This window comes from Scandinavium manionii (assembly GCF_024764775.1).
Taxonomy (GTDB): domain Bacteria; phylum Pseudomonadota; class Gammaproteobacteria; order Enterobacterales; family Enterobacteriaceae; genus Scandinavium; species Scandinavium manionii.
The window spans coordinates 277,749-297,249 of record NZ_JALIGC010000038.1 but is presented as its reverse complement, the minus strand read 5'-3'; the positions used below and the strand labels follow the sequence as shown (position 1 = coordinate 297,249).

The 19,501-nt window shown below is 56.0% G+C and carries 18 protein-coding genes; 8 read left to right on the top strand and 10 right to left on the bottom strand.

What is annotated here, in order from left to right; all coding sequences use genetic code 11:
- Positions 1 to 6 precede the first annotated feature (6 nt).
- A complete protein-coding gene (locus tag MUU51_RS13265; RefSeq protein WP_258967911.1) occupies positions 7 to 2,340 on the top strand; it encodes a primase-helicase zinc-binding domain-containing protein in 2,334 nt (777 codons plus the stop codon).
- Positions 2,341 to 2,866: 526 nt separating this feature from the next.
- On the opposite strand, the gene MUU51_RS13260 is transcribed toward MUU51_RS13265, so the two are convergent.
- A complete protein-coding gene (locus MUU51_RS13260; protein ID WP_258967910.1) occupies positions 2,867 to 3,643 on the bottom strand; it encodes an NAD(P)H-dependent oxidoreductase in 777 nt (258 codons plus the stop codon).
- An 88-nt stretch (positions 3,644 to 3,731) separates the two neighbouring features.
- Here MUU51_RS13260 and MUU51_RS13255 point away from each other — a divergent pair, with 88 nt between their 5' ends.
- Entirely contained in the window at positions 3,732 to 4,628 is an 897-nt protein-coding gene (locus MUU51_RS13255) for a LysR family transcriptional regulator (RefSeq protein WP_258967909.1), read from the top strand.
- 25 nt (positions 4,629 to 4,653) lie between these two features.
- Here MUU51_RS13255 and MUU51_RS13250 read toward each other — a convergent pair whose 3' ends face one another.
- Positions 4,654 to 5,040 carry a VOC family protein gene (locus MUU51_RS13250; protein ID WP_258967908.1) on the bottom strand — a complete coding sequence of 129 codons (387 nt, stop codon included), beginning with the start codon at positions 5,038 to 5,040 and terminating at the stop codon, positions 4,654 to 4,656.
- 130 nt (positions 5,041 to 5,170) lie between these two features.
- Between MUU51_RS13250 and fos the strand changes: the two genes are divergently transcribed.
- Complete coding sequence (gene fos / locus MUU51_RS13245; RefSeq protein WP_258967998.1) at positions 5,171 to 5,575, top strand: fosfomycin resistance glutathione transferase; 405 nt, start codon at positions 5,171 to 5,173, stop codon at positions 5,573 to 5,575.
- Between the two features lie 29 nt (positions 5,576 to 5,604).
- On the opposite strand, the gene MUU51_RS13240 is transcribed toward fos, so the two are convergent.
- On the bottom strand, positions 5,605 to 7,017 hold the full coding sequence (locus tag MUU51_RS13240) for an aminotransferase-like domain-containing protein (RefSeq protein WP_258967907.1): 1,413 nt from the start codon (positions 7,015 to 7,017) through the stop codon (positions 5,605 to 5,607).
- A 178-nt stretch (positions 7,018 to 7,195) separates the two neighbouring features.
- Between MUU51_RS13240 and MUU51_RS13235 the strand changes: the two genes are divergently transcribed.
- The 4 genes from MUU51_RS13235 (at position 7,196) to MUU51_RS13220 (ending at position 10,078) form a co-directional block, all read left to right on the top strand.
- A complete protein-coding gene (locus tag MUU51_RS13235; RefSeq protein ID WP_159771524.1) occupies positions 7,196 to 7,357 on the top strand; it encodes a DUF1127 domain-containing protein in 162 nt (53 codons plus the stop codon).
- Positions 7,358 to 7,478: 121 nt separating this feature from the next.
- Positions 7,479 to 7,937 (top strand): MarR family transcriptional regulator, encoded by a 459-nt coding sequence (locus MUU51_RS13230; protein WP_159771521.1) that lies wholly within the window; start codon positions 7,479 to 7,481, stop codon positions 7,935 to 7,937.
- 10 nt (positions 7,938 to 7,947) lie between these two features.
- On the top strand, positions 7,948 to 9,015 hold the full coding sequence (locus MUU51_RS13225; protein WP_159771518.1) for an HlyD family secretion protein: 1,068 nt from the start codon (positions 7,948 to 7,950) through the stop codon (positions 9,013 to 9,015).
- Positions 9,005 to 10,078, top strand: a complete 1,074-nt coding sequence (locus MUU51_RS13220; protein ID WP_159771515.1) for a DUF2955 domain-containing protein — start codon at positions 9,005 to 9,007, stop codon at positions 10,076 to 10,078. The genes MUU51_RS13225 and MUU51_RS13220 overlap by 11 nt, the downstream gene beginning before the upstream one ends.
- A 55-nt stretch (positions 10,079 to 10,133) precedes the next feature.
- Here the strand turns inward: MUU51_RS13220 and MUU51_RS13215 are convergent, their stop codons facing one another.
- The 5 genes from MUU51_RS13215 to xapA all read right to left on the bottom strand — a co-directional run bounded on the left by MUU51_RS13215 (position 10,134) and on the right by xapA (position 16,584).
- Entirely contained in the window at positions 10,134 to 11,414 is a 1,281-nt protein-coding gene (locus MUU51_RS13215) for a DUF445 domain-containing protein (RefSeq protein WP_258967906.1), read from the bottom strand.
- Between the two features lie 169 nt (positions 11,415 to 11,583).
- Positions 11,584 to 13,461: a potassium transporter Kup gene (locus tag MUU51_RS13210; protein ID WP_445326612.1), complete on the bottom strand. Its 1,878-nt coding sequence runs from the start codon at positions 13,459 to 13,461 to the stop codon at positions 11,584 to 11,586.
- 88 nt (positions 13,462 to 13,549) lie between these two features.
- Positions 13,550 to 14,488, bottom strand: a complete 939-nt coding sequence (locus MUU51_RS13205) for a LysR family transcriptional regulator (protein WP_258967904.1) — start codon at positions 14,486 to 14,488, stop codon at positions 13,550 to 13,552.
- Between the two features lie 20 nt (positions 14,489 to 14,508).
- Positions 14,509 to 15,705 (bottom strand): MFS transporter TsgA, encoded by a 1,197-nt coding sequence (gene tsgA / locus MUU51_RS13200; RefSeq protein WP_258967903.1) that lies wholly within the window; start codon positions 15,703 to 15,705, stop codon positions 14,509 to 14,511.
- A 45-nt stretch (positions 15,706 to 15,750) separates the two neighbouring features.
- Positions 15,751 to 16,584: a xanthosine phosphorylase gene (gene xapA / locus MUU51_RS13195; RefSeq protein WP_258967902.1), complete on the bottom strand. Its 834-nt coding sequence runs from the start codon at positions 16,582 to 16,584 to the stop codon at positions 15,751 to 15,753.
- Between the two features lie 329 nt (positions 16,585 to 16,913).
- On the opposite strand from xapA, the gene MUU51_RS13190 reads away from it, so the two are divergent.
- Entirely contained in the window at positions 16,914 to 18,269 is a 1,356-nt protein-coding gene (locus MUU51_RS13190; protein ID WP_258967901.1) for an esterase-like activity of phytase family protein, read from the top strand.
- Between the two features lie 45 nt (positions 18,270 to 18,314).
- Here MUU51_RS13190 and yjiA read toward each other — a convergent pair whose 3' ends face one another.
- On the bottom strand, positions 18,315 to 19,271 hold the full coding sequence (yjiA, locus tag MUU51_RS13185; RefSeq protein WP_258967900.1) for a GTPase: 957 nt from the start codon (positions 19,269 to 19,271) through the stop codon (positions 18,315 to 18,317).
- A 10-nt stretch (positions 19,272 to 19,281) separates the two neighbouring features.
- Entirely contained in the window at positions 19,282 to 19,485 is a 204-nt protein-coding gene (locus MUU51_RS13180) for a YbdD/YjiX family protein (protein WP_159771494.1), read from the bottom strand.
- Positions 19,486 to 19,501: the final 16 nt, after the last annotated feature.

The following is a 19,501-nucleotide window of genomic DNA, read 5'->3' as shown; positions in this document are numbered from 1 at the left end:
AAAACAATGAAAATGAACGTAACGGAAACCGTTAAACAGGCCTGCGGCCACTGGCCGCACATTCTCCCGGCGCTGGGTGTGAAGGTCATTAAAAACCGGCATCAGGCCTGCCCGGTATGCGGCGGCTCTGACCGTTTTCGCTTTGACGATAAAGAGGGGCGCGGCACGTGGTTCTGTAACCAGTGTGGCGCGGGTGACGGGCTTAAACTGGTTGAGAAGGTATTCGACATTTCTGCCTCAGAGGCCGCCCAAAAGGTGAATACTGTCACCGGTAATCTGTCACCGGTTGCCCCGAAGGTGATTGCGGCCGCAGAGACTGAAACCGATGCCGACCGTAAAGCGGCGACCTCACTGGCCGCGAAACTGATGGAGAAAACCCGACCGGCCACCGGCAACGCTTACCTGACCCACAAGGGCTTCCCTGTTCTGGAATGTCTGACGCTCACCGCCCTGCATAAAACCGGCGGCGTGACGTTCCGCGCCGGTGATGTGGTGGTGCCGCTGCATGACGGCACCGGTGCACTGGTTAACCTACAGCTTATCAATTCTGACGGTGTCAAACGCACCCTGAAAGGCGGCGCAGTAAAAGGGGCATGTCATATCATTGAGGGGCAGAAACAGGCCGGAAAACGCCTGTGGATAGCGGAGGGCTATGCGACCGCACTCACCGTGCATCACCTGACCGGCGAAACCGTCATGGTGGCGCTGTCCTCCGTGAACCTCCTTTCTCTGGCGAGCCTTGCCCGACAAAAGCACCCGGCCTGTCAGATTGTGCTTGCCGCTGACCGCGACCTTAACGGTGACGGCCAGACAAAAGCCGAAGCGGCCGCAGAAGCCTGCGAGGGCGTTGTTGCCCTGCCGCCTGTGTTTGGTGACTGGAATGATGCGTTTATGCAGAATGGCGAGGAGGCGACGCGGAAAGCGATTTATGACACCATCCGGCCACCGGCTGACAGTCCTTTCGCTACCATGAGCGAGGCGGAATTTACCGCCATGAGTACCAGTGAAAAGGCGATGCGGGTGCATGAGCATTACGGCGAAGCGCTGGCCGTGGATGCGAACGGCCAGCTCCTGTCCCGTTATGAGGCCGGGATATGGAAAATCATTCCGCCGTCAGATTTTTCCCGTGATGTGGCCGGATTGTTCCAGCGCCTGCGCGCGCCGTTCTCGTCGGGGAAAATTGCCTCAGTGGTGGAAACCCTGAAACTGATTATTCCGCAGCAGGATTCCCCGGCACGGCGTCTGATTGGCTTTCGCAACGGCGTGCTTGATACCGCCACTGGCACATTCATCCCGCACCATAAATCACACTGGCTGCGCACGCTCTGTGATGTCGATTTTACCCCGCCGGTCGAGAGTGAAACACTGGAAACCCACGCCCCGGCTTTCTGGCGCTGGCTCGACCGCGCCGCCGGTGGCAGACCGGAAAAACGCGACGTTATTCTGGCTGCGCTGTTTATGGTGCTGGCGAACCGCTACGACTGGCAGCTCTTTCTCGAAGTGACCGGGCCGGGTGGCAGTGGCAAAAGTATTCTGGCCGAAATTGCGACCATGCTTGCCGGGGAAGATAACGCCACGTCGGCTACCATCGAAACGCTGGAATCACCACGTGAACGTGCTGCGTTGATTGGCTTCTCGCTGATCCGTCTGCCTGACCAGGAAAAATGGAGTGGTGACGGGGCAGGACTTAAGGCCATCACTGGTGGGGATGCGGTATCGGTCGACCCGAAATACAAGGATGCGTACTCCACCCATATTCCGGCGGTGATTCTGGCCGTGAACAATAACCCGATGCGCTTTACTGACCGCAGCGGCGGTGTTTCCCGTCGCCGGGTGATCCTGCATTTCCCGGAACAGATTGCCCCGGAGGAACGCGACCCGCAGCTTAAGAACAAAATCGCCCGTGAGCTGGCCGTGATTGTGCGCCAGCTTATGCAGAAGTTCAGCGACCCGATGACCGCCCGCGCACTGCTCCAGTCACAGCAGAACTCCGATGAAGCACTCAGCATCAAGCGTGACGCCGACCCGACATTTGATTTTTGTGGCTACCTTGAAGCACTGCCGGAGCCCGAGGGTATGTATATTGGCAATGCCAATATCATTCCGCGTCAGCCGCGCCTGTATTTGTATCATGCCTATCTGGCGTATATGGAAGCCCACGGCTACAGGAATACCCTAAGCCTGACTATGTTCGGTAAGGGGTTGCCAGCCATGCTGAAAGAGTACGGGCTAAGTTATGAGATGCGCCGAAAAAATCAGGGCATACAGACCAATCTCACGCTAAGAGAGGAAAGCAACGCCGACTGGCTACCGAAATGCGATGATCCCATAGCGAAATAACCTACCCTGACCGGCAATCGCCGGTCTTTTTTTACCTGCGAAAAGGCAATAGTGAACAGTAAAGTGTTCACTGTTCACTAACCATTCACCTTATAACCACATGAATATTATAAATAAAAAACCTTAGTGAACAGTGTGAACAGTTTTTCCAAAAAAAAAGTTTTTTTCTGTTCTGGTTTGGATCCGTGCAACGGATCCAAACCGAAGATAGAATTTGTTATCTTTTTCCAGATAAACCAAGTAGTTGAGCTTAAAATTATCAAAATAAATGGTGGGGGCACAAAAGGGGGCACTTTGAATTGTGGTTTATATTTTTTGTTTGTATTTTATATGGTTACATGATGATTTGAGTCCGGCCTTCGCACCATCTACTATGCAATTCTAGCGCTTTTTTTGTTTCCTGCATCAACGCAACATAAACCTTTCCACTCTTTTTCATTCAATCCTTAAAACCAAAGCCCCCCAAAAACTGGAAGTGGCTACAAATGTCAGCCACCTCCCATTTACCGACGCAACTCTCTGATTCTCATCCCATATGCATCCCCAACCCGCTTTTCCCTTCGGCCAGCTCTGGCCGTAGCGTCAGCGCGGGGATCTCATAGTCGCCGTAGTTTTGGCGGCGAAACGGCAGCGGCGGGGTGTCTTCGAGCGTATCCAGTCGATGTAAAAGCTGTTGGCGATATTCAGCGTAGCGCGCGTCGTCAGTTTTCTCGGCGCGGTAGATAAGCATCGGCGGCAGAACGTCGAACCCCGGGTAGAACAGCATTCCGTGCTGGATGGGGAACAGAATGTCGTCGATGGCGCCATTTATGCCGCGCGCGGAATAATGCGATTCCCAGCCGCCGGTGCTCACCAGCAGCATGGCGCGTTTGCCCGCCAGCGTGCCTTCGCCGTAGCGGTCGCCCCAGTGTGTTTCGTTGTGTTCACCCACGCCGTAAGCGAACCCGTTGGCATACACCCGATCGAACCAGCCCTTCATGATGGCCGGCATGGAGAACCACCACAGCGGAAACTGGAATATAACGGCATCGGCCCAGATGAGTTTTTCCTGCTCAGCGGCGATGTCTGAACTTTGCAGCGCATTATCAAAAGCATAGCGCGCATCGGTGATGGGGTTAAATCTCTCCCCGCGCAGTGGCGCGGTGGTATCTTGCGCATCCAGCGTCGGTTTCCACTGCATCCGGTAGAGGTCGGAAACCTGCACCTGATGCCCCGATCGTTGCAGATGCGCGACGGCATCATCCTTGAGTTGTCCATTAAGTGAGCGGGGTTCCGGGTGGGCGAAGACGATAAGTACGTTCATAACGAATATCCTGTCTGGTAAAAGTCTCTGCAGGGTATGTAATTTGGCGGTATAGTTGAAATTCATTGCTGCAATAACAGGTATTGTCATGGCTAATTTCAATCGGCTGGATCTTAATCTTCTGCTGACGCTGCAGGTGCTGCTCGACGAGCTCAACGTGACCCACGCGGCGCGGCGGCTCAATCTGTCTCAGCCGTCGGTGAGCGTGCAGCTCGCAAAGCTGAGGGAGATTTTTGACGATCCGCTGTTGCTGCCAGGCCCGCGGGGCATGCAGCCCACCTCCCGGGCCGATACGCTGCGTGAGCCTCTGCGTCAGGCGCTGAGCACGCTGGAGGCGGTGGTGGCGCCCGTCGAAGCGTTTGATCCGGCGAAGGCGGAGCTCACCTGGCGTGTGGCGGCCACTGACTATATGGCGACGGCCATCCTGTTGCCAATGCTGGAAGGGCTGCGCCAGGAGGCGCCGCTATCCCGCCTCGCGGTGTATGAGTTGCAGCCCCAGCGCTTTTTGCGTCAGGCGGAGCAGGGTGATATCGACCTGATTTTCCACACCCGCGATGGCGCGCCGGATTCGCTGCATCAGCGAACTTTGTTCCACGAACGCTACGTGCTAGCCGGGCGAGAGCAGCATCCAATGCTGCAATCTCCCCTGACGGCGGCGGAGTTTTGTCAGCTTGAGCAGGTGATGGTCTCGCCGGATGGCGGTGGATTTTGGGCAGCGACCGACGATGCGCTGGCCCGCAGCGGGTTGTCGCGTCGCGTAGTGTTGTCGGTGCCTCACTTTTTATTCCTGGTCGAGACGCTGCTGAAAACCAATCTGGTCGCAGTGGTGCCGGAGCGGCTTACGCGAAACGTGGCTGGGTTAACCACCGTCGTGCCACCGGTTGATGTTGAAGGATTTGAAATGCTGATGCTCTGGCATGAGCGGCAGCACCGCGATGCAGGGCACCGCTGGCTGCGTCAAAGAATGACGGAATCGCTGAAATGACCGGGAAACGCGAGGCGCGTATTGATCAGCCCGCCACAATCTCGATCATGTTGCCATCCGGATCGAGAATGATCGCTTCGTAGTATCCATCCCCGGTCATGCGCGGGCCGCTTTTCAGAATGCCTTCCTCGCGGGCTTTATCTGCCAGTGCATCCACCGCCTGCTTGTCACCGACGTTCAGCGCGATGTGCGCCCAGCCGCAAAACTCGCGGTTGTCCGGGGCGTCAGGCAATTCCGGCAGGGTCATCAACTCAACCGTTGGGCCATCTGCCAGAGTGATGAAATAAGAGGCAAATCCTGGACGGTTTTTGCTGAGGTATTTCTCATTCGGCGTGCCGTCGAAATACCGCTGCCAGAATGCTGCCTGTGCGTCCAGGTCGCGGGTCCACAATGCCACGTGCGCAATCTTCATTATCACCTCCATAATTCATTGTTTTCCTGAGTATGCCGCGACAACCCGTCGGTTCAAACCGTGTACTATCCAGGGTGTGATCAAGGCTGCTAGTCTTGTTCTTTTAATCGCACTGATGGACAACGCTTCTATGCTGACCGGCCTCAACCATTTAACGCTTGCGGTGACTGACCTCCCGCGCAGTATCACGTTTTATCAGCAACTGCTCGGGATGCAACTTCACGCCCGTTGGGATAACGGCGCATACTTTAGTTGTGGCGCGCTGTGGCTGTGTTTATCGTCTGATTCTGCGGTGACGGAAAAGGTTGATTACACGCACTATGCCTTCACGATTTCGCCATCTGATTTTGCCGTTTTTGTCGCACGCCTACAGGCGCAGAGCGTGGTGATGTGGAAAGCCAACAAGAGCGAGGGTGAGTCTTACTATTTTCTCGACCCGGATGGCCATCAGCTTGAGATCCACGCCGGCAGCCTCGAACAGCGGCTGGCGGCCTGCCGTGAAAAGCCGTATGCCGGAATGGTTTTTTTTGACTGAATACGCGAGGCGGCTTTCACCGCCTGCGCTTAGTCCATTGCCAGATGAATGGCTTCGCCGAGTTTTTCCATTACTTCGCGGTGTTTCTCGGTGGTTGGCAGGGCGCAGTTGATGCGCAGGCAGTTGCGGTACTTGCCAGAAGCGGAAAACAGCGTGCCCGGCGCCACCTGAATTTTCAGCTCGCACAGCTGTTTCGCGACGCACACCATATCGACCATTTCCGGCAGTTCGACCCACAGCATAAAGCCGCCTTCGGGCCGGGTGACGCAAATTCCACACGGAAAATACTGACGCAGCCAGCAGGTGTAAGTTTCCATATTGCTCTGATAAATCTGCCGTATCCGGCGCATGTGGCGGTGGTAATGCCCCTCGCGCACGAAAGCCGCGACCGCCAGCTGAGTGGTCGGTACGTTGGTGCCGGTGGCGGCGTATTTCATGTGCAGCACCCGGTCATGGTAGCGGCCCGGCACAATCCAGCCCACGCGCAGGCCCGGGGCGATGGTTTTGGTAAATGAGCTGCACAGCAGCACCCGGCCATCGATATCCCAGGATTTGATCGTGCGCGGTCGGGGATAAACGTTTGCCAGTTCACCGTAGACATCGTCTTCGAAAATAACGATATCGTGGCGTTGAGCCAGCGCCAGCACCGCACGTTTACGCGCATCCGGCATGATAAAACCGAGCGGATTGTTGCAGTTCGGCACCAGAATCACCCCTTTGATCGGCCACTGCTCCAGCGCCATTTCCAGGGCTTCTACGCTGATCCCGGTTTGTGGATCGGTCGGGATCTCAATCGCTTTAATGTCGAAACCGCGCAGCAATTGCATGGTGCCGTAAAACGACGGCGATTCTATAGCGACGATATCGCCCGGTTTACACACCGCCAGCAGGGCAATCGCCAGCGCCGCGTGGCAGCCGCTGGTGATGATAATGTCGTCGGCGCTGACTACCGCTTCGCCATCGAGCATCAGGCGGGCGATTTGTTCACGCAACTCCCTACGGCCAGCGAGTTCGTCATAGCTGAAAATATCGGTGGCATGATGCTGCACAAGGCGCGCCATTTCACGCCAGAGCGGCTTCAGACTCGGCTGGGTGATATCCGGCGAGCCACCGCCGAAGGGGACTATCGATTTATCGTGGCGCGCATCCAGCATGGTGAGGATCTGATCCCAATGGGTGACATCCACCGGGCGCTGCACCGGGCGTGACATCGCTGGCACGGGCGGCTGGGCTTTACGCGGCGCGATAAAATAGCCGGACCGCGGCTGGGGCGTTATCAGCTGCAGCGTTTCCAGCGTCTGATAGGCCTGCTGCACGGTGCTGATACTGACGCCGTGTTCCTGACTCAGCGCACGCACTGACGGTAATTTTTCGCCATGACGGTACAGCCCCTGTTCGATTCTTTCGGCGATCAGATTCGCCAGATGCTGGTAACGCGTCATCGCTGTATCCTCATTTGATGCCATACAGATGGCAAAACCAGTACAGATTGGCGTGAAAAACGCCGTGCAGATACCGTTTTAGCGGATCTGTATGTTAAATAAAAGTACAATTTGAATCTGTATTGTTAACCCTCCTCACGGCGAAAATAGCGTCATTGACAGCGTGAGGAGGTGCAGGATGGAATTTCATGAAAATCGCGCGAAAGCGCCGTTTCAAATATTCGTATTGATGGGCCGCTGGCTGCGGCAAACCTGGCGTATCTGGAAAACACGTCGGGCACTCGACCGACTCAGCGACGCGCAGCTGAAGGATGTTGGGCTGCGACGCGAGGATTATTGAGTGCATCATCCGGCCTGAGCGCCGGGTTTTTTATTTCGCATTCCATGCTCTTTCGTTAAGACGTTTCTTGATACTTATCAGGGTAAGTATTAATCTTCTCCTGCGTTGTTAAGGAGACCTCATGACTGAAGATGCTTTGTTCGCCCGCCGCCCGATGGGGATGCGCATGGCGATGGTGGTGCGCCAGTGGCGAGCCATTATCGACAACGCGATAACCGACACTGGCCTGACGCAGTCCAGCTGGACGACGCTGATGCAGCTGCAACAACTGGGTGATAACGTCTCAACCAGCGAACTGGCGGAAGTGCAGGGCATTGAACTGCCGCCGCTGATGCGCACGCTGGTGCATCTCGAGGAACAGGGCTATCTGCTGCGTACGATATCGCCGTACGACAAACGCTGCCGTCTGTTAATGCTCACGCCAAAAGGCCGTGACGTGCTCAAGCGGTTGACCCACGTGATCGAAACCTGCCAACAGCGGGTGACGGAAAACATTCCTGCCGATGTCATGGACGCCTTCAGCAACACGCTTAACCAACTCGCCTGCAATATGCGGAACCTCCGCGACGACATTAAATAAGACCTAAAAAATGATGAGCCCCGAACAAAAATTTGCCCGCTGGGTAAGGGTGAGTATTGCCTCTTTCCTGCTGATGTTTGTCTATTTCATCGTGGCGGATATCTGGATCCCGCTCACGCCGGATTCCACCGTCATGCGCGTGGTGACCCCGGTGTCATCGCGCGTCTCCGGCTACGTGGCCCACGTCTACGTGCATAACAACAGCCCGGTGAAAAAAGGCGATCTCCTGTATGAGCTGGACCCGACGCCGTTTATCAATAAGGTGCAGGCGGCGCAGATAGCACTGGAACAGGCGAAGCTCTCCAACCAGCAGTTGGACGCGCAAATCGCCGCCCAGCAGGCCAATCTCAAAACCGCGCAAATCACCGCCCGCAATAATCAGGCGACGCTGAGTCGTTATCAGCGTCTGGCGACGATGCAAAACGTGTCGCAGCAGGATCTGGATAACGTCCGCACCGCGTGGCAAAACAGTGAGCAGTCGGTGAGTTCACTCACCGCAAGCATCCATAATTTGCAGATTCAGCGCGGCGAACGCCACGACGATCGCAACGTCACGCTGCAAAAATACCGCAACGCGCTGGAAGAGGCGCAGCTCGATTTGGGCTGGACGAAAATCCGCGCGGAAGCAGCGGGCACCGTCAGTAACTTGCAGTTAAGCCCCGGGCTGTATGCTTCAGCGGGTACCGCGCTGCTGGCGGTGGTGAACGACGAGACCGATATTGTGGCGGATTTCCGCGAAAAAAGCCTGCGCCATACGCAGCCCGGAACCGATGCCGCGGTGGTCTTTGACGCACTGCCCGGCAAGGTATACCGCGCCCATGTCACCAGCAGCGATGCCGGGATTTTGGCCGGGCAGGAAGCGGTCAGCGGCAAACTTTCGCAGCCGGAAGAGTCCAACCGTTGGGTGCGCGATGCCCAGCGGATGCGCATTCACGTGGCGCTCGATGAGCCGATCGATAAAGCGCTGCCAACCGGCGCGCGGGCCACGGTGCAGCTTTATAACAGCGAAGGTGTGCTGGCCCGTTTTTTCTCCGGCCTGCAAATCCACCTCGTAAGCTGGCTGCATTATGTCTATTAATACCCTGGCGCGGGTATTTACCCCGCACGACAACATCGTCTACAGCGCCAATGATTTTCGCCAGACGCTGCGCATAGTCTTCGCGGGGATGATTGCGCTGAGCATTTCCACCTTCTACAACGTGCAGTACGGCGTCTTTTTTGTGGTTTATCCGGTAATGCTGCTGTCGCTGGTGCCGGTTTTTAACCGCCATGTGGCGACGCAGTTTATCTTCAGTGCGGCGCTGAACTGTGTCGAAATGGTGCTGATCATCGGCTATCTTTCGCAATGGCCGATCGTCATGACTCTGGTGGTATTTGCGCTTTACGTGATGCGTTTTCGCTTTATGAGTCAGGGCCCGCTATTTCTGTTTGGCTCGATGGGCGTGGTGTGCCAGAGCGTGATGCTCAATTTTATGAGCTACCCCGCTAACAGCTGGCACACGCTGCTGTCGTCCAACCTGGAAGCCAGCGTGATGGCGGTTAGCCTGAGCGCGTTGATGCATTTCCTGCTGCCCGACGTTGAACCGCGCCAGCCGCCACCGCGCATTGAAAAGAATGCCGCGCGGGTTCGCCATGAGTCACTGCTCTCTGGCACCGTGGCGACGGCTATCTTTGTGATTTTCCAGGTCTGCGATCTCAGTGATTCACTGTCGGCGCTGATGGCGGGGATCCTTATTCTGTTTCCGATGCATTATCGCGGGGCGGTGCTGAGCTCGCTCTGGCGCGTGGTGGGCGTGGTGCTGGCCTGCTTGTATATTCTGCTGGTGCAGCTGATCCTTTACGATCACAGCAGCCATATGCTGCTGATGATGCCGTTGATTGGCCTCGGGCTGGCGTTCAGCGCCCGTCTGCATGTGATGGAAAAGGTAGGGGCAGGCGTCGGGTTTGCCAGCATCACCACCATTGGGATCATGTTTGGGCAGAATCTCCATCCTGAACAGGATCTGGTGTTCAGCGATCTTTATCGCGTGGTGTCGGTCACGGTGTCGCTGCTGGTAACGCTAACGATGGTGTTTCTGGTGCACCTGATCCTCAACCGCTTCGCCGCCACGCGGTTCGTGGTGAATAATCCGAATGCGTAATTCGCAGATTGGTAAGCGTTTTATGCCCGGCAAGCGTAGCCCGCCGGGCACAGCGTTAATGAATTAACGGCATAACCAGCGCTGGAAGCTGTGAAAGCAGCCACAGGATCAGGCCAATCGTGCCGCCAACCAGCGTGCCGTTGATGCGGATAAACTGCAGATCCTTACCGATGTTCAGCTCAATCTGACGCGACATATCGCGCGCGTCCCAGCTTTTCACTGTGTCGCTGATATGACGGGTGAGGAATTTGGCAAAGTCAGGTGCCACGCGGCGTGCAGCCTGTTCGAGATGCTCGTTCAGCGAGGCACGCAGCGCGCCGTCCGTTACCAGCGCTTCGCCGAGCCACATTCCGGCTTCCGCAATCCGCTTCTGCGTGCGCGAATCTTCTGTTTGCAGATCGTTCTTCAGCCACTGACGCAGATCGGCCCACATTTCCCCCAGATACCGGTTAAACGCCTCATCGTCTTTCAGGTAGCGTTTGATGTTCTCCGCTTTCTCGGCCATCTCCGGATCGGTTTTCAGGTTGTCGATAAGTTTTCTCACCGCTTTATCAAAAGCATGTCGCACCTGATGCGCGCTGTCCTGGCTGACATCGTCCAGCAGCGTATTCACCGCCTCGGTGACCATTTCGGCGCTGTGTTCGCCGAGCCATTCGGTCGGCAGAATTTTGGCTTTCAGCGGGTGCTCTTTCTCCAGCCAGTGAATGATTTGCCGGGCAATGAATTCGCGGCTGCTGTCGCGCTGGAGCAGGGCTATCAGCTGCGCAATCAGCGCGTCGAGCAGCTTCTGATGCCGGTTGTTTTTGGTCATGCTTTCCAGCATCAGTGCGCTGGTGCCGGTTAAATCAACCTTATCAATCGCCTTATGCACCGCGCGTTTAAGCAGGCCCTGAATGCGCGAATCATCGGTCAGTTCGAGAAAACCGCCCATCACCTTAATCAGATGTTGCCCCACGCGCTGGGCGTTTTCGGGCTGGCTGAACCAGTTGCCAATCATCAACGCCGGTTCATGCTTCTGAATTAAATTCACCAGCGACTGGGTGTCGAGAAATTTTTCCTGCACGAAATGACCGAGATTGTCGCCGATCCGGTCTTTATTGCGCGGAATAATCGCCGTATGCCGAGAGATGAACGGCAGCGGCACGCGACGAAACAGCGCCACCACGGCGAACCAGTCTGCCAGGGCGCCGACCATCGCCGCCTCGGAAATGGCTTTCAGCGCACTGACCCACCGCGCAGGGGGCAGGAACAACGTGGTCACAAAAAGGGCGGCCGCAATGAGCAGTAATGAGAGCGCCAACAGTTTAGCGCGTTTGAGTTCAGCTAATTTATCCATGATCTATACCCAAAATAATTCGAGTTGCAGGAAGGCGGTAAGTGAGTGAATCCCCAGGAGCTTACTGAAGTAAGTGACTGGGTGAACGAGCGCAACCAACGCACATGCAACTTGAAGTATGACGGGTATAAGCATAGAGCGGGACGGCGGGGGAGTGCAAAGCCTGGCATCAAATCGCTACGCGGCGGCTGATCTCCACCACCTGATCGCCCGGCAGTTGATAATAGTGCGTGGCGTGTGTGCAGTTGCGCACCATGAAAGCGAAACAGCGGCGTTGCCACTGGGCGATACCCTCTCCGTCTTCGCGCCCAACCAGGGTTTCATGACCCAAATAGTACGTGGCGTCGGCCAGTTCAAACGGGCAGTTTCGTTTCTTGATTTCGTACTGTAACGCCGGGATGTTCGGATGTTCCATAAAGCCGTAATAGGCTACCGCGCGCCAGTAGCCGGGCGCGGCTTTACGGATAACCAACCGGTTCACATTGGCAATATGCGGCACGTTGAGAATGGTGACGGTCAGGGCCATCACCTGCTGCTGCAACGCGCGATTACGTATCACATGCCAGCGCATTACCGGCGGAACGCCACTTTGTGAGCGGGTTAAAAACACCGCTGCGCCTGGCCCGCGGGGAATCTCATTCTCGCGAATTTTGTCGAAAAAGGCCTCGGTGTCCATGCCAGTATCGTTCAGCGCCCGCAGCGTGGCGGTGTGGCCGCGATGCCAGATAACCATCACGCAGCAAATCGCGGCGGCCAGCAGCAGCGGAATATAACCGCCTTCCAGCACCTTAATCAGATTGGCGATCAGGAAACAGATATCAATGGTCAGGAACAGCAGGGCGGCTAGCGCGCTGGCGGTGCGGTTCCAGTGCCAAATCCGCCGCATAGCGACGAACAGCAGCCCGGACGTCATCAGCATGGTTAACGACACCGCGATACCGTACGCGGCGGCGAGGTTATCAGATGAACGGAAGAACACTGCGAGAAACACCGTCGCCACCATCAGCAGCCAGTTGACGATGCCGATGTAAATCTGGCCGTAGTTAGCTTCAGCCGTCTGTTTAATCCGCAAACGCGGCAGCCAGCCGAGCTGGATGGTCTGGCGCGTCATCGAGAACGCGCCGGTAATGATCGCCTGGCTGGCGATAATAGTGGCGAGGGTGGCGAGGATAACCAATGGAATTTGCAGTGCGGGCGGGCACAGGCGAAAGAAGATGTTGTGCGAAATATCCCCGCCGGACAGCAGCAGCGCCGACTGCCCGGCGTAGTTCAGCAGCAGGCTCGGGAACACCAGGCCAAACCACGCAATCCAGATAGGCTTTTTGCCAAAGTGACCCATGTCGGCATACAGCGCTTCCGCCCCCGTCACGCACAAGAAAACCCCGCCGAGCACCAGAAAGCTGACGAAACCGTGGGACAGCAAAAAATGCACGCCGTAATACGGATTAATCGCCATCAGCACCGCCGGATGCTGGCCTATCCCCCAGATGCCCAGCCCGGCAATCACCAGGAACCACAGCATCATGACTGGGCCAAACACGATGCCAATTTTGGCCGTACCAAAAGGCTGAATGGCAAACAGCGCCACCAGAATCGCCACGGTGCCCGGCAGGATCAGATGCCGGGCTTCTGGGAATACGATGTTCAGCCCCTCGAGCGCCGACAGCACCGAAATTGCCGGGGTGATGGCACCGTCGCCGTAAATCAGCGCCGCGCCGAGCAGTCCGGCAAAGATGATCAGCGCCCGGCCTTTGCCGTTGTGCTGCAACAGTGACATCAGCGCCATGATCCCGCCTTCGCCACGGTTATCAATGCGCATCGCAAAGGCCGCGTATTTTATCGACGTGACGAGGATAAGCGTCCAGATAATCAGCGACAGCAGACCGAGAATAATGCCCGGCGTCGGGCTGCTGCCGGAAAGCAAGATGACAGTTTTGAGGGTATACAGCGGGCTGGTGCCGATATCGCCGAACACCACGCCGAGTGCGCTGCCTGCCAGCAAAATCGCGTTAGGCGGTTTTTGTGCTGTGCTGTTTTCCGTCGCCAGTGCCGTCTGGTCCATGAAAACATCCTGTGGGTGAATGTGACCTTTTTACACTATAGCCCTGAATAATGCGTCACACGGCGGCAGGCAGTTATTCGTCGCGCAACGCCTGTAAAAAGCGGGCGAAAAGATCCGGCAACGGTTCGTCGTACCACAGCGCGTAGAGATCGGCGGGGATCGACTCTTCGAGTTGCAAAAAAGCCACGCCAGGCCAGTGGATCAGGGCGCAGGATTCGGGCAGCAGCGACACACCGTTACCGGTGCTGACCAGTGCCAGCGCGGTTTGGGGTTCAAAAACCTGATGGGTGACCAGCGGAGATACGCCCAGTTCAAGGCAATTGTCATACACCTGACGGGCGAAATCACTGCGGTTGAAGGAAAGTGAGATAAAGGCGCGATCGGCCAGATCTTTCAGGGAAACCGTGGCGCGAGCGCACAGCGGATCGCTCTCATGCACCGCCACGCAGATTGCCTCCCGGGCAAACAGCTGACAGCGGATCTTCGCTTCCACATGCGGGATAACGTTGCGGTTAATGGCGATATCAATGGTTCGCGCGCGCAGAGCTTCGGTTTGTTCCTGCTGGCCCAACTCATGCAGCGACCAGTTCACGTCCGGGTTGGCTTCGCGAAAGACCTTCATCCGTGTCAGCAGCGGGCCCCACATCGCGCTGCCGATCACGCCGATGTTGATGTGCTGTTTCTCGCTGCGGCCAATCTGGCGTACGTAATTCAGTGACTGCTCTGTGGCGCTGAGGAGTTTATCGACCTCCGCTTTCAGCACTTTTCCGGCGTGAGTCAATGCGACTTTACGGCTGGATCGTTCGAATAATTCCACGTCAAGAATCGCTTCCAGCTCTTTGATTTGCATACTGAGCGGCGGCTGAGAGATGTTTAACTTCGCGGCGGCCCGGCCAAAATGCAGCTCGTCGGCGAGGGTCTGGAAATAGCGCAGCATCCGAAAACGGATGCGGCTGTTGGCCTGTGGATCGAGCATGCCGGGCACCGAGAAAAAGGAGGGTGGCGGTATCATGCAACCCTCCCTGAAGGCTGTCAAACCGCGACCGCCTCGCCCTGATGCAGGCGTTCTGCCTTGCTGCAGGCAATGGCGGCGAGCAGCGTCACCATCAACAGCGCATACGCGCAGGTGGATGCATTGACCGCGCCGTACAGGCCGTAATGGCTGTTGACCAGCGAAGAAACAGTGGCGAACAGCAGCGTGCCCACGGTGCCGCAGGTGAGCAGCGCCGAAATCAGGGTCGGCGAACTGCGACTGACCTGCAACGAACCGTAACTCATCAGGCCGGAGAACAGGCCGGAGTTAAAGAAACCAAACGCGCCGCAGGCAATCAGGATAAGTGTCGTATTGGCACTATTACTGATTAGCGCAATCGAGCCCAGCCCGACGGCGGTACACATCAGCAGGAAAGTACGCAGCTTCATCCATTTCACGGTGAACTGATTGAGGAACAGGCCGGTGGCTTTCGCGACCCAGTATACGGTGGTGAACAGTGCCGCTTGTTCTGGTAATAACTGGAAGCGCCATTGCAGATAGCCAGGCGTCCAAAGGGTGAAAATCGGTTCGGCGAGCAGGAACAGGAACAGCGCGCCGCACAGTAGCCACACCGAACGACCCCACGGTTCCGACGACGTTTCCTGATGCGCCGCTGCCGGTGCTTCGGTGGTCGGATAACGGCTACGTAGCGTCAGCAGCAGCATCAGCACGCCGAGGCCGCCCATAATGCCGTACATCGCAATCCAGCTCGCACCCATTTTGAACAGCCACGCCAACAGGAACGAGAGCGTGGCGCCGGCCAGGCTGAAGAAGAAGTCTGTGAAAATCAGGCTCGACGAACGGCTTTTCTCGTCCGGATTGATACGCACCACCAGGTAACTGCCGATGGTCATGAAAATACCGCCGCAGGCGCCGATAATAGCGACCGCCACGCTAAACATGGTCAGCGTTGGAGTGACGAACAGCAGGGCGCTGATGAGGATGGTCAGCGCGGCGGCGATCACCAGCGGCTTTTGCAGACCCCATTTTTTCATCAGGATACCGCCGAGCATAATCGGCACGAACATGCCGATATTCATCAACGTAAAGACCTGGCCGATAAAACTCGGATCTTTGTTGAACGCGGCGCACAGCGGGCCGAGAACGATGCCGAGCGTCGACACCAGCGCGCCGACAAAGTAATAGCTCAGATAGGAAATCGCGTTCAGATTACCGCGAGAGTAATTTTCTGACATCTGCACTTCTCCTGGCGGGCTGTACGGCCGCCGCTGGACGGGAATTTAGCGGCAGCTCTTCACGAACTGGCTAATCAGGCGAATGAAATCATCGGTGACCATCGCCGCGCATTTCAGGGTTTGTTCGTGAGACAGTTCTACATCGCTCAGGCCTTCCGCCATATTGGTTATCGCCGATACCGCCAGCACCTTCAGGCCGCAGTGGCGCGCCACGATAACTTCCGGCACGACCGACATGCCGACCACATCGCCGCCCATGTTTTGCATCATGCGAATTTCTGCTGCGGTCTCGAAGTTCGGCCCTGGATAGGAAACGAAAACGCCTTCGTGTAGCGTCAGGCCCAAATCACCGGCGGTGTGCTGCAGTTTCGCGCGCAGGTCTTTGTCATACGCGTTGGCGAGGCTGAAGAAACGTGGGCCAAAGCGGTCATCGTTCGGGCCAACCAGCGGCGTGGACGGCATGGTGTTGATGTGGTCGTTCAGCGCCACCAGGCTTCCGGCAGGGATGCTCGGGTTGAGTGAACCAGCGGCGTTGGTGCAGAACATAAATTCACAGCCGAGCAGCTTAAAGGTGCGCACCGCGTGAGTCATGATGCCCATCCCGACGCCTTCGTAGAAATGCCCGCGACCCTTCATGCAGATGATGTCCACGCCGTGCAGCGAGCCCATCACGACTTCGCCCGCATGACCAATCACGGTGCTTACCGGGAAGCCGGGCAGTTTTTCGTAAGAGATGACGGTCTTGTTATCGAGCTTATCGGCCAGCGACCCAAGGCCGGAGCCGAGGATAAACGCGATGCGTGGCTTAAAACCTGGCTTAACGGCGTTAATGATTTCAACGGCGTCGTAGGGGGTGTCGTTAATCACGGAATGAGACATAAAAACTCCTGAATGCTTTGGGATATACATCCATTCTGAGAAATGAGTGATTGGGAATCCAATTGGATAACAGAGGTTATTGATAGTTTTTTTCGAATGAATTGGCGTGGGCATAGAGCAGCTCAACGGTATTTCAATGAGTTACGATGCGGTTGCCTGACAGCGAGGGACTGATAGCGGAAAAGCACATAGCGGAAGTGTGATGGAGTTCACTGGCATGCTCATTCGCGAAATTGAGAATGAGGATCCTCATTCTGTCATCCTTCCGTCATCTTTCTGTCATGCCACATTCTTATGGTGTTTCACATTCATAAAAAGGTGACAACAACATGAAAATTAAACTTATTTCTCTGGTGTTTGGCAGTACCCTTTCTCTCTCGGCTTTTGCAGCAGAGCCCACCGCGGAGCGCTTTGTGGTGAGTTTTCCTGAAGGCTCACACGTCAATTACAGCGGTGCGTTTTCCAGCGCGTTTGCGAATGGTTTACCGGTGGGGATTGGCTCTGGTTTACTGTTTACCGGTAAGCAAGGCGATGCGCTGACGTTTGCGACGGTGACCGATCGCGGCCCGAACGCTGATTCGCCGAATGTTGGTCAGAACGAAGCTAAAATTTTTGTCACCCCGGACTTTACGCCGTTACTGATGTCCATTCGTGTTGAAAACGGCAAAGCCGAAGCGACCCATCTGCGTCCGCTGCATGATGAGAAAGGCAATATCAACGGTCTTCCGCTGCAAAGTGGGGTGATTGGATCGACCAACGAAGTGGCGCTGAGTGATACCCTGAAAACGCTGACGGGCGATAACCGCGGGCTGGATACCGAAGGCATCACCCCGGACGGCAAAGGCGGTTTCTGGCTGTGTGATGAATATGGCCCGTTCATGATTAACGTCGATGGCAATGGCAAAATCATCGCGAAGCACGGCCCGCAGGCGCTGGACGGTGAAAAGTCGATTGCTGGTGGTCTGCCGAATATCATCAAGTGGCGTCAGTCAAACCGTGGCTTTGAGGGCATCACCCGGACGCCGGATGGGCGCATTATTGCCGCTGTGCAGAGCACACTGGATATTGACGGTAAGAGCAAGAAGAAAGCCCTGTTTACCCGTCTGGTGAGTTTTGACCCGGCGACAGGTAAAACCGCAATGTACGGTTATCCGATTGATAACGTCTACAGCAAAAACAGCGATGCCAAAATCGGCGATATCGTGGCGCTGGATAATGACCACATCCTGCTGATCGAGCAGGGCGGCGATAAAGATGACGTGATGCGCAATAACATCTACAAGGTCGATCTGAGCCAGGCCAGCGATCTGGCGGCATTTGATAAGCCGGGTGAATATCCGGAGTTTGATAGCGCGGATCAACTGGCGAAACGCGGGATCGCTTTAGCGAGCAAAACTCTGGCGGTTGATCTGCGAAAACTCGGCTGGAAGCAGGAAAAAGCCGAAGGTCTGGCGCTGATCGACGGCAAAACTCTGGCGGTGGCGAACGACAATGATTTTGGCGTGAAAACGACGCTGAAAAGCCCGGTGGAAGGGAAGAAACTGAAGGATTATCGGGTGAATGATCAGGGGAAATTGACGGTGGATGACCAGGCGGTGGCGACAACCATCGACATCCAGCCACTGGAAAAACCGGCGTCTGATAGCGAGCTGTGGGTGATTACGTTGCCTGAACCGTTGTTGTAGTTTTTGCGGTTTTCCTCTCCCCATAGGGGAGAGGGTATCGTGCCGTTAGCGCTTCAACCCTGCAAACGCCGCACGAATTTCTGTTTCCGGTAATTGAACGCCGATAAACACCAGCACGCTGTGCGGTGTTTCGTCTCCCCACGGGCGGTCCCAGTCGGCGCTGTACAGGCGTTGCACACCCTGGAACAGCAGGCGATTTGGTTCACCGTCAATCCACAGCATCCCTTTATAACGCAATAGCTTATCGGCAAAATCGAGCAGCAGGTTTTCCATTACGCGGGAAACGTCGCTGATATCGACCGGGTAATCGAGCTCGACCACAATCGATGAGATGTCGTTTTGCTTATCCGCCATAAAGTGAAAACGCGGCTTAGGCTGGATGACGTTTTCTTCGAGCATAAAGCCGTTGGTATTGAACAATAATTCGAGGTCAATATCACCGTGCGTCACGGTGTAAATCGGTGCGCGGGCGTTGATGCGCGTCAGGCGCTCACAGAGTTTTTCTGTCTCTTGCGCCACGTCGGTTTTAGTCAGCAGAATGCGATCCGCGTAGCCTACCTGCGACTGCGCCAGCGTGAACTGATTCATCTGCTCGTCGGCGTGAACGGCGTCGACCAGGGCTATCACCCCGTCGAGCATGTAGCGCTCGCAGAGGATCTCATGCGAGAAAAAGGTCTGCACGATAGGTCCTGGATCGGCCATGCCGGTACATTCGATGATCAACCGGTCGAATTCGATATCGCCGCGATCGCGACCGTCGAGCAGATCCAGCAGCGCGTCTTCCAGTTCGTTGGATCGACTGCAACAAATACAGCCGTTGGTCAGGGTGGTTATCTGCGTGGCGCGTGAGCCAATCAACTGATCGTCCATCGAGACTTCGCCGAACTCGTTTTCGATCACGGCAATTTTGAACCCGTGATCCGCGTTGAGAATGTGACACAGCAGAGTCGTTTTACCTGCGCCGAGAAAACCGGTAAGTAGGGTGACGGGAATCGGGGTCATTATTTCTCCTTTAGCAGCAGCGCATGCCGCCTTCTCCACTGCCGCCGTAGCGCGCTTGCTGGCGCTCGCGGAAGAATTCTTCGTAAGTCATGTACGGTTTATCCGGATGATTGCTCTGCATGTGTTCGACGTAGTTGTCGTAATCCGGGATACCAATCAGCATCTTTGCCGCCTGACCGAGATATTTTTTGGCCTGCCCTAAGTTACCAAACATAATTCATCCTGATAAG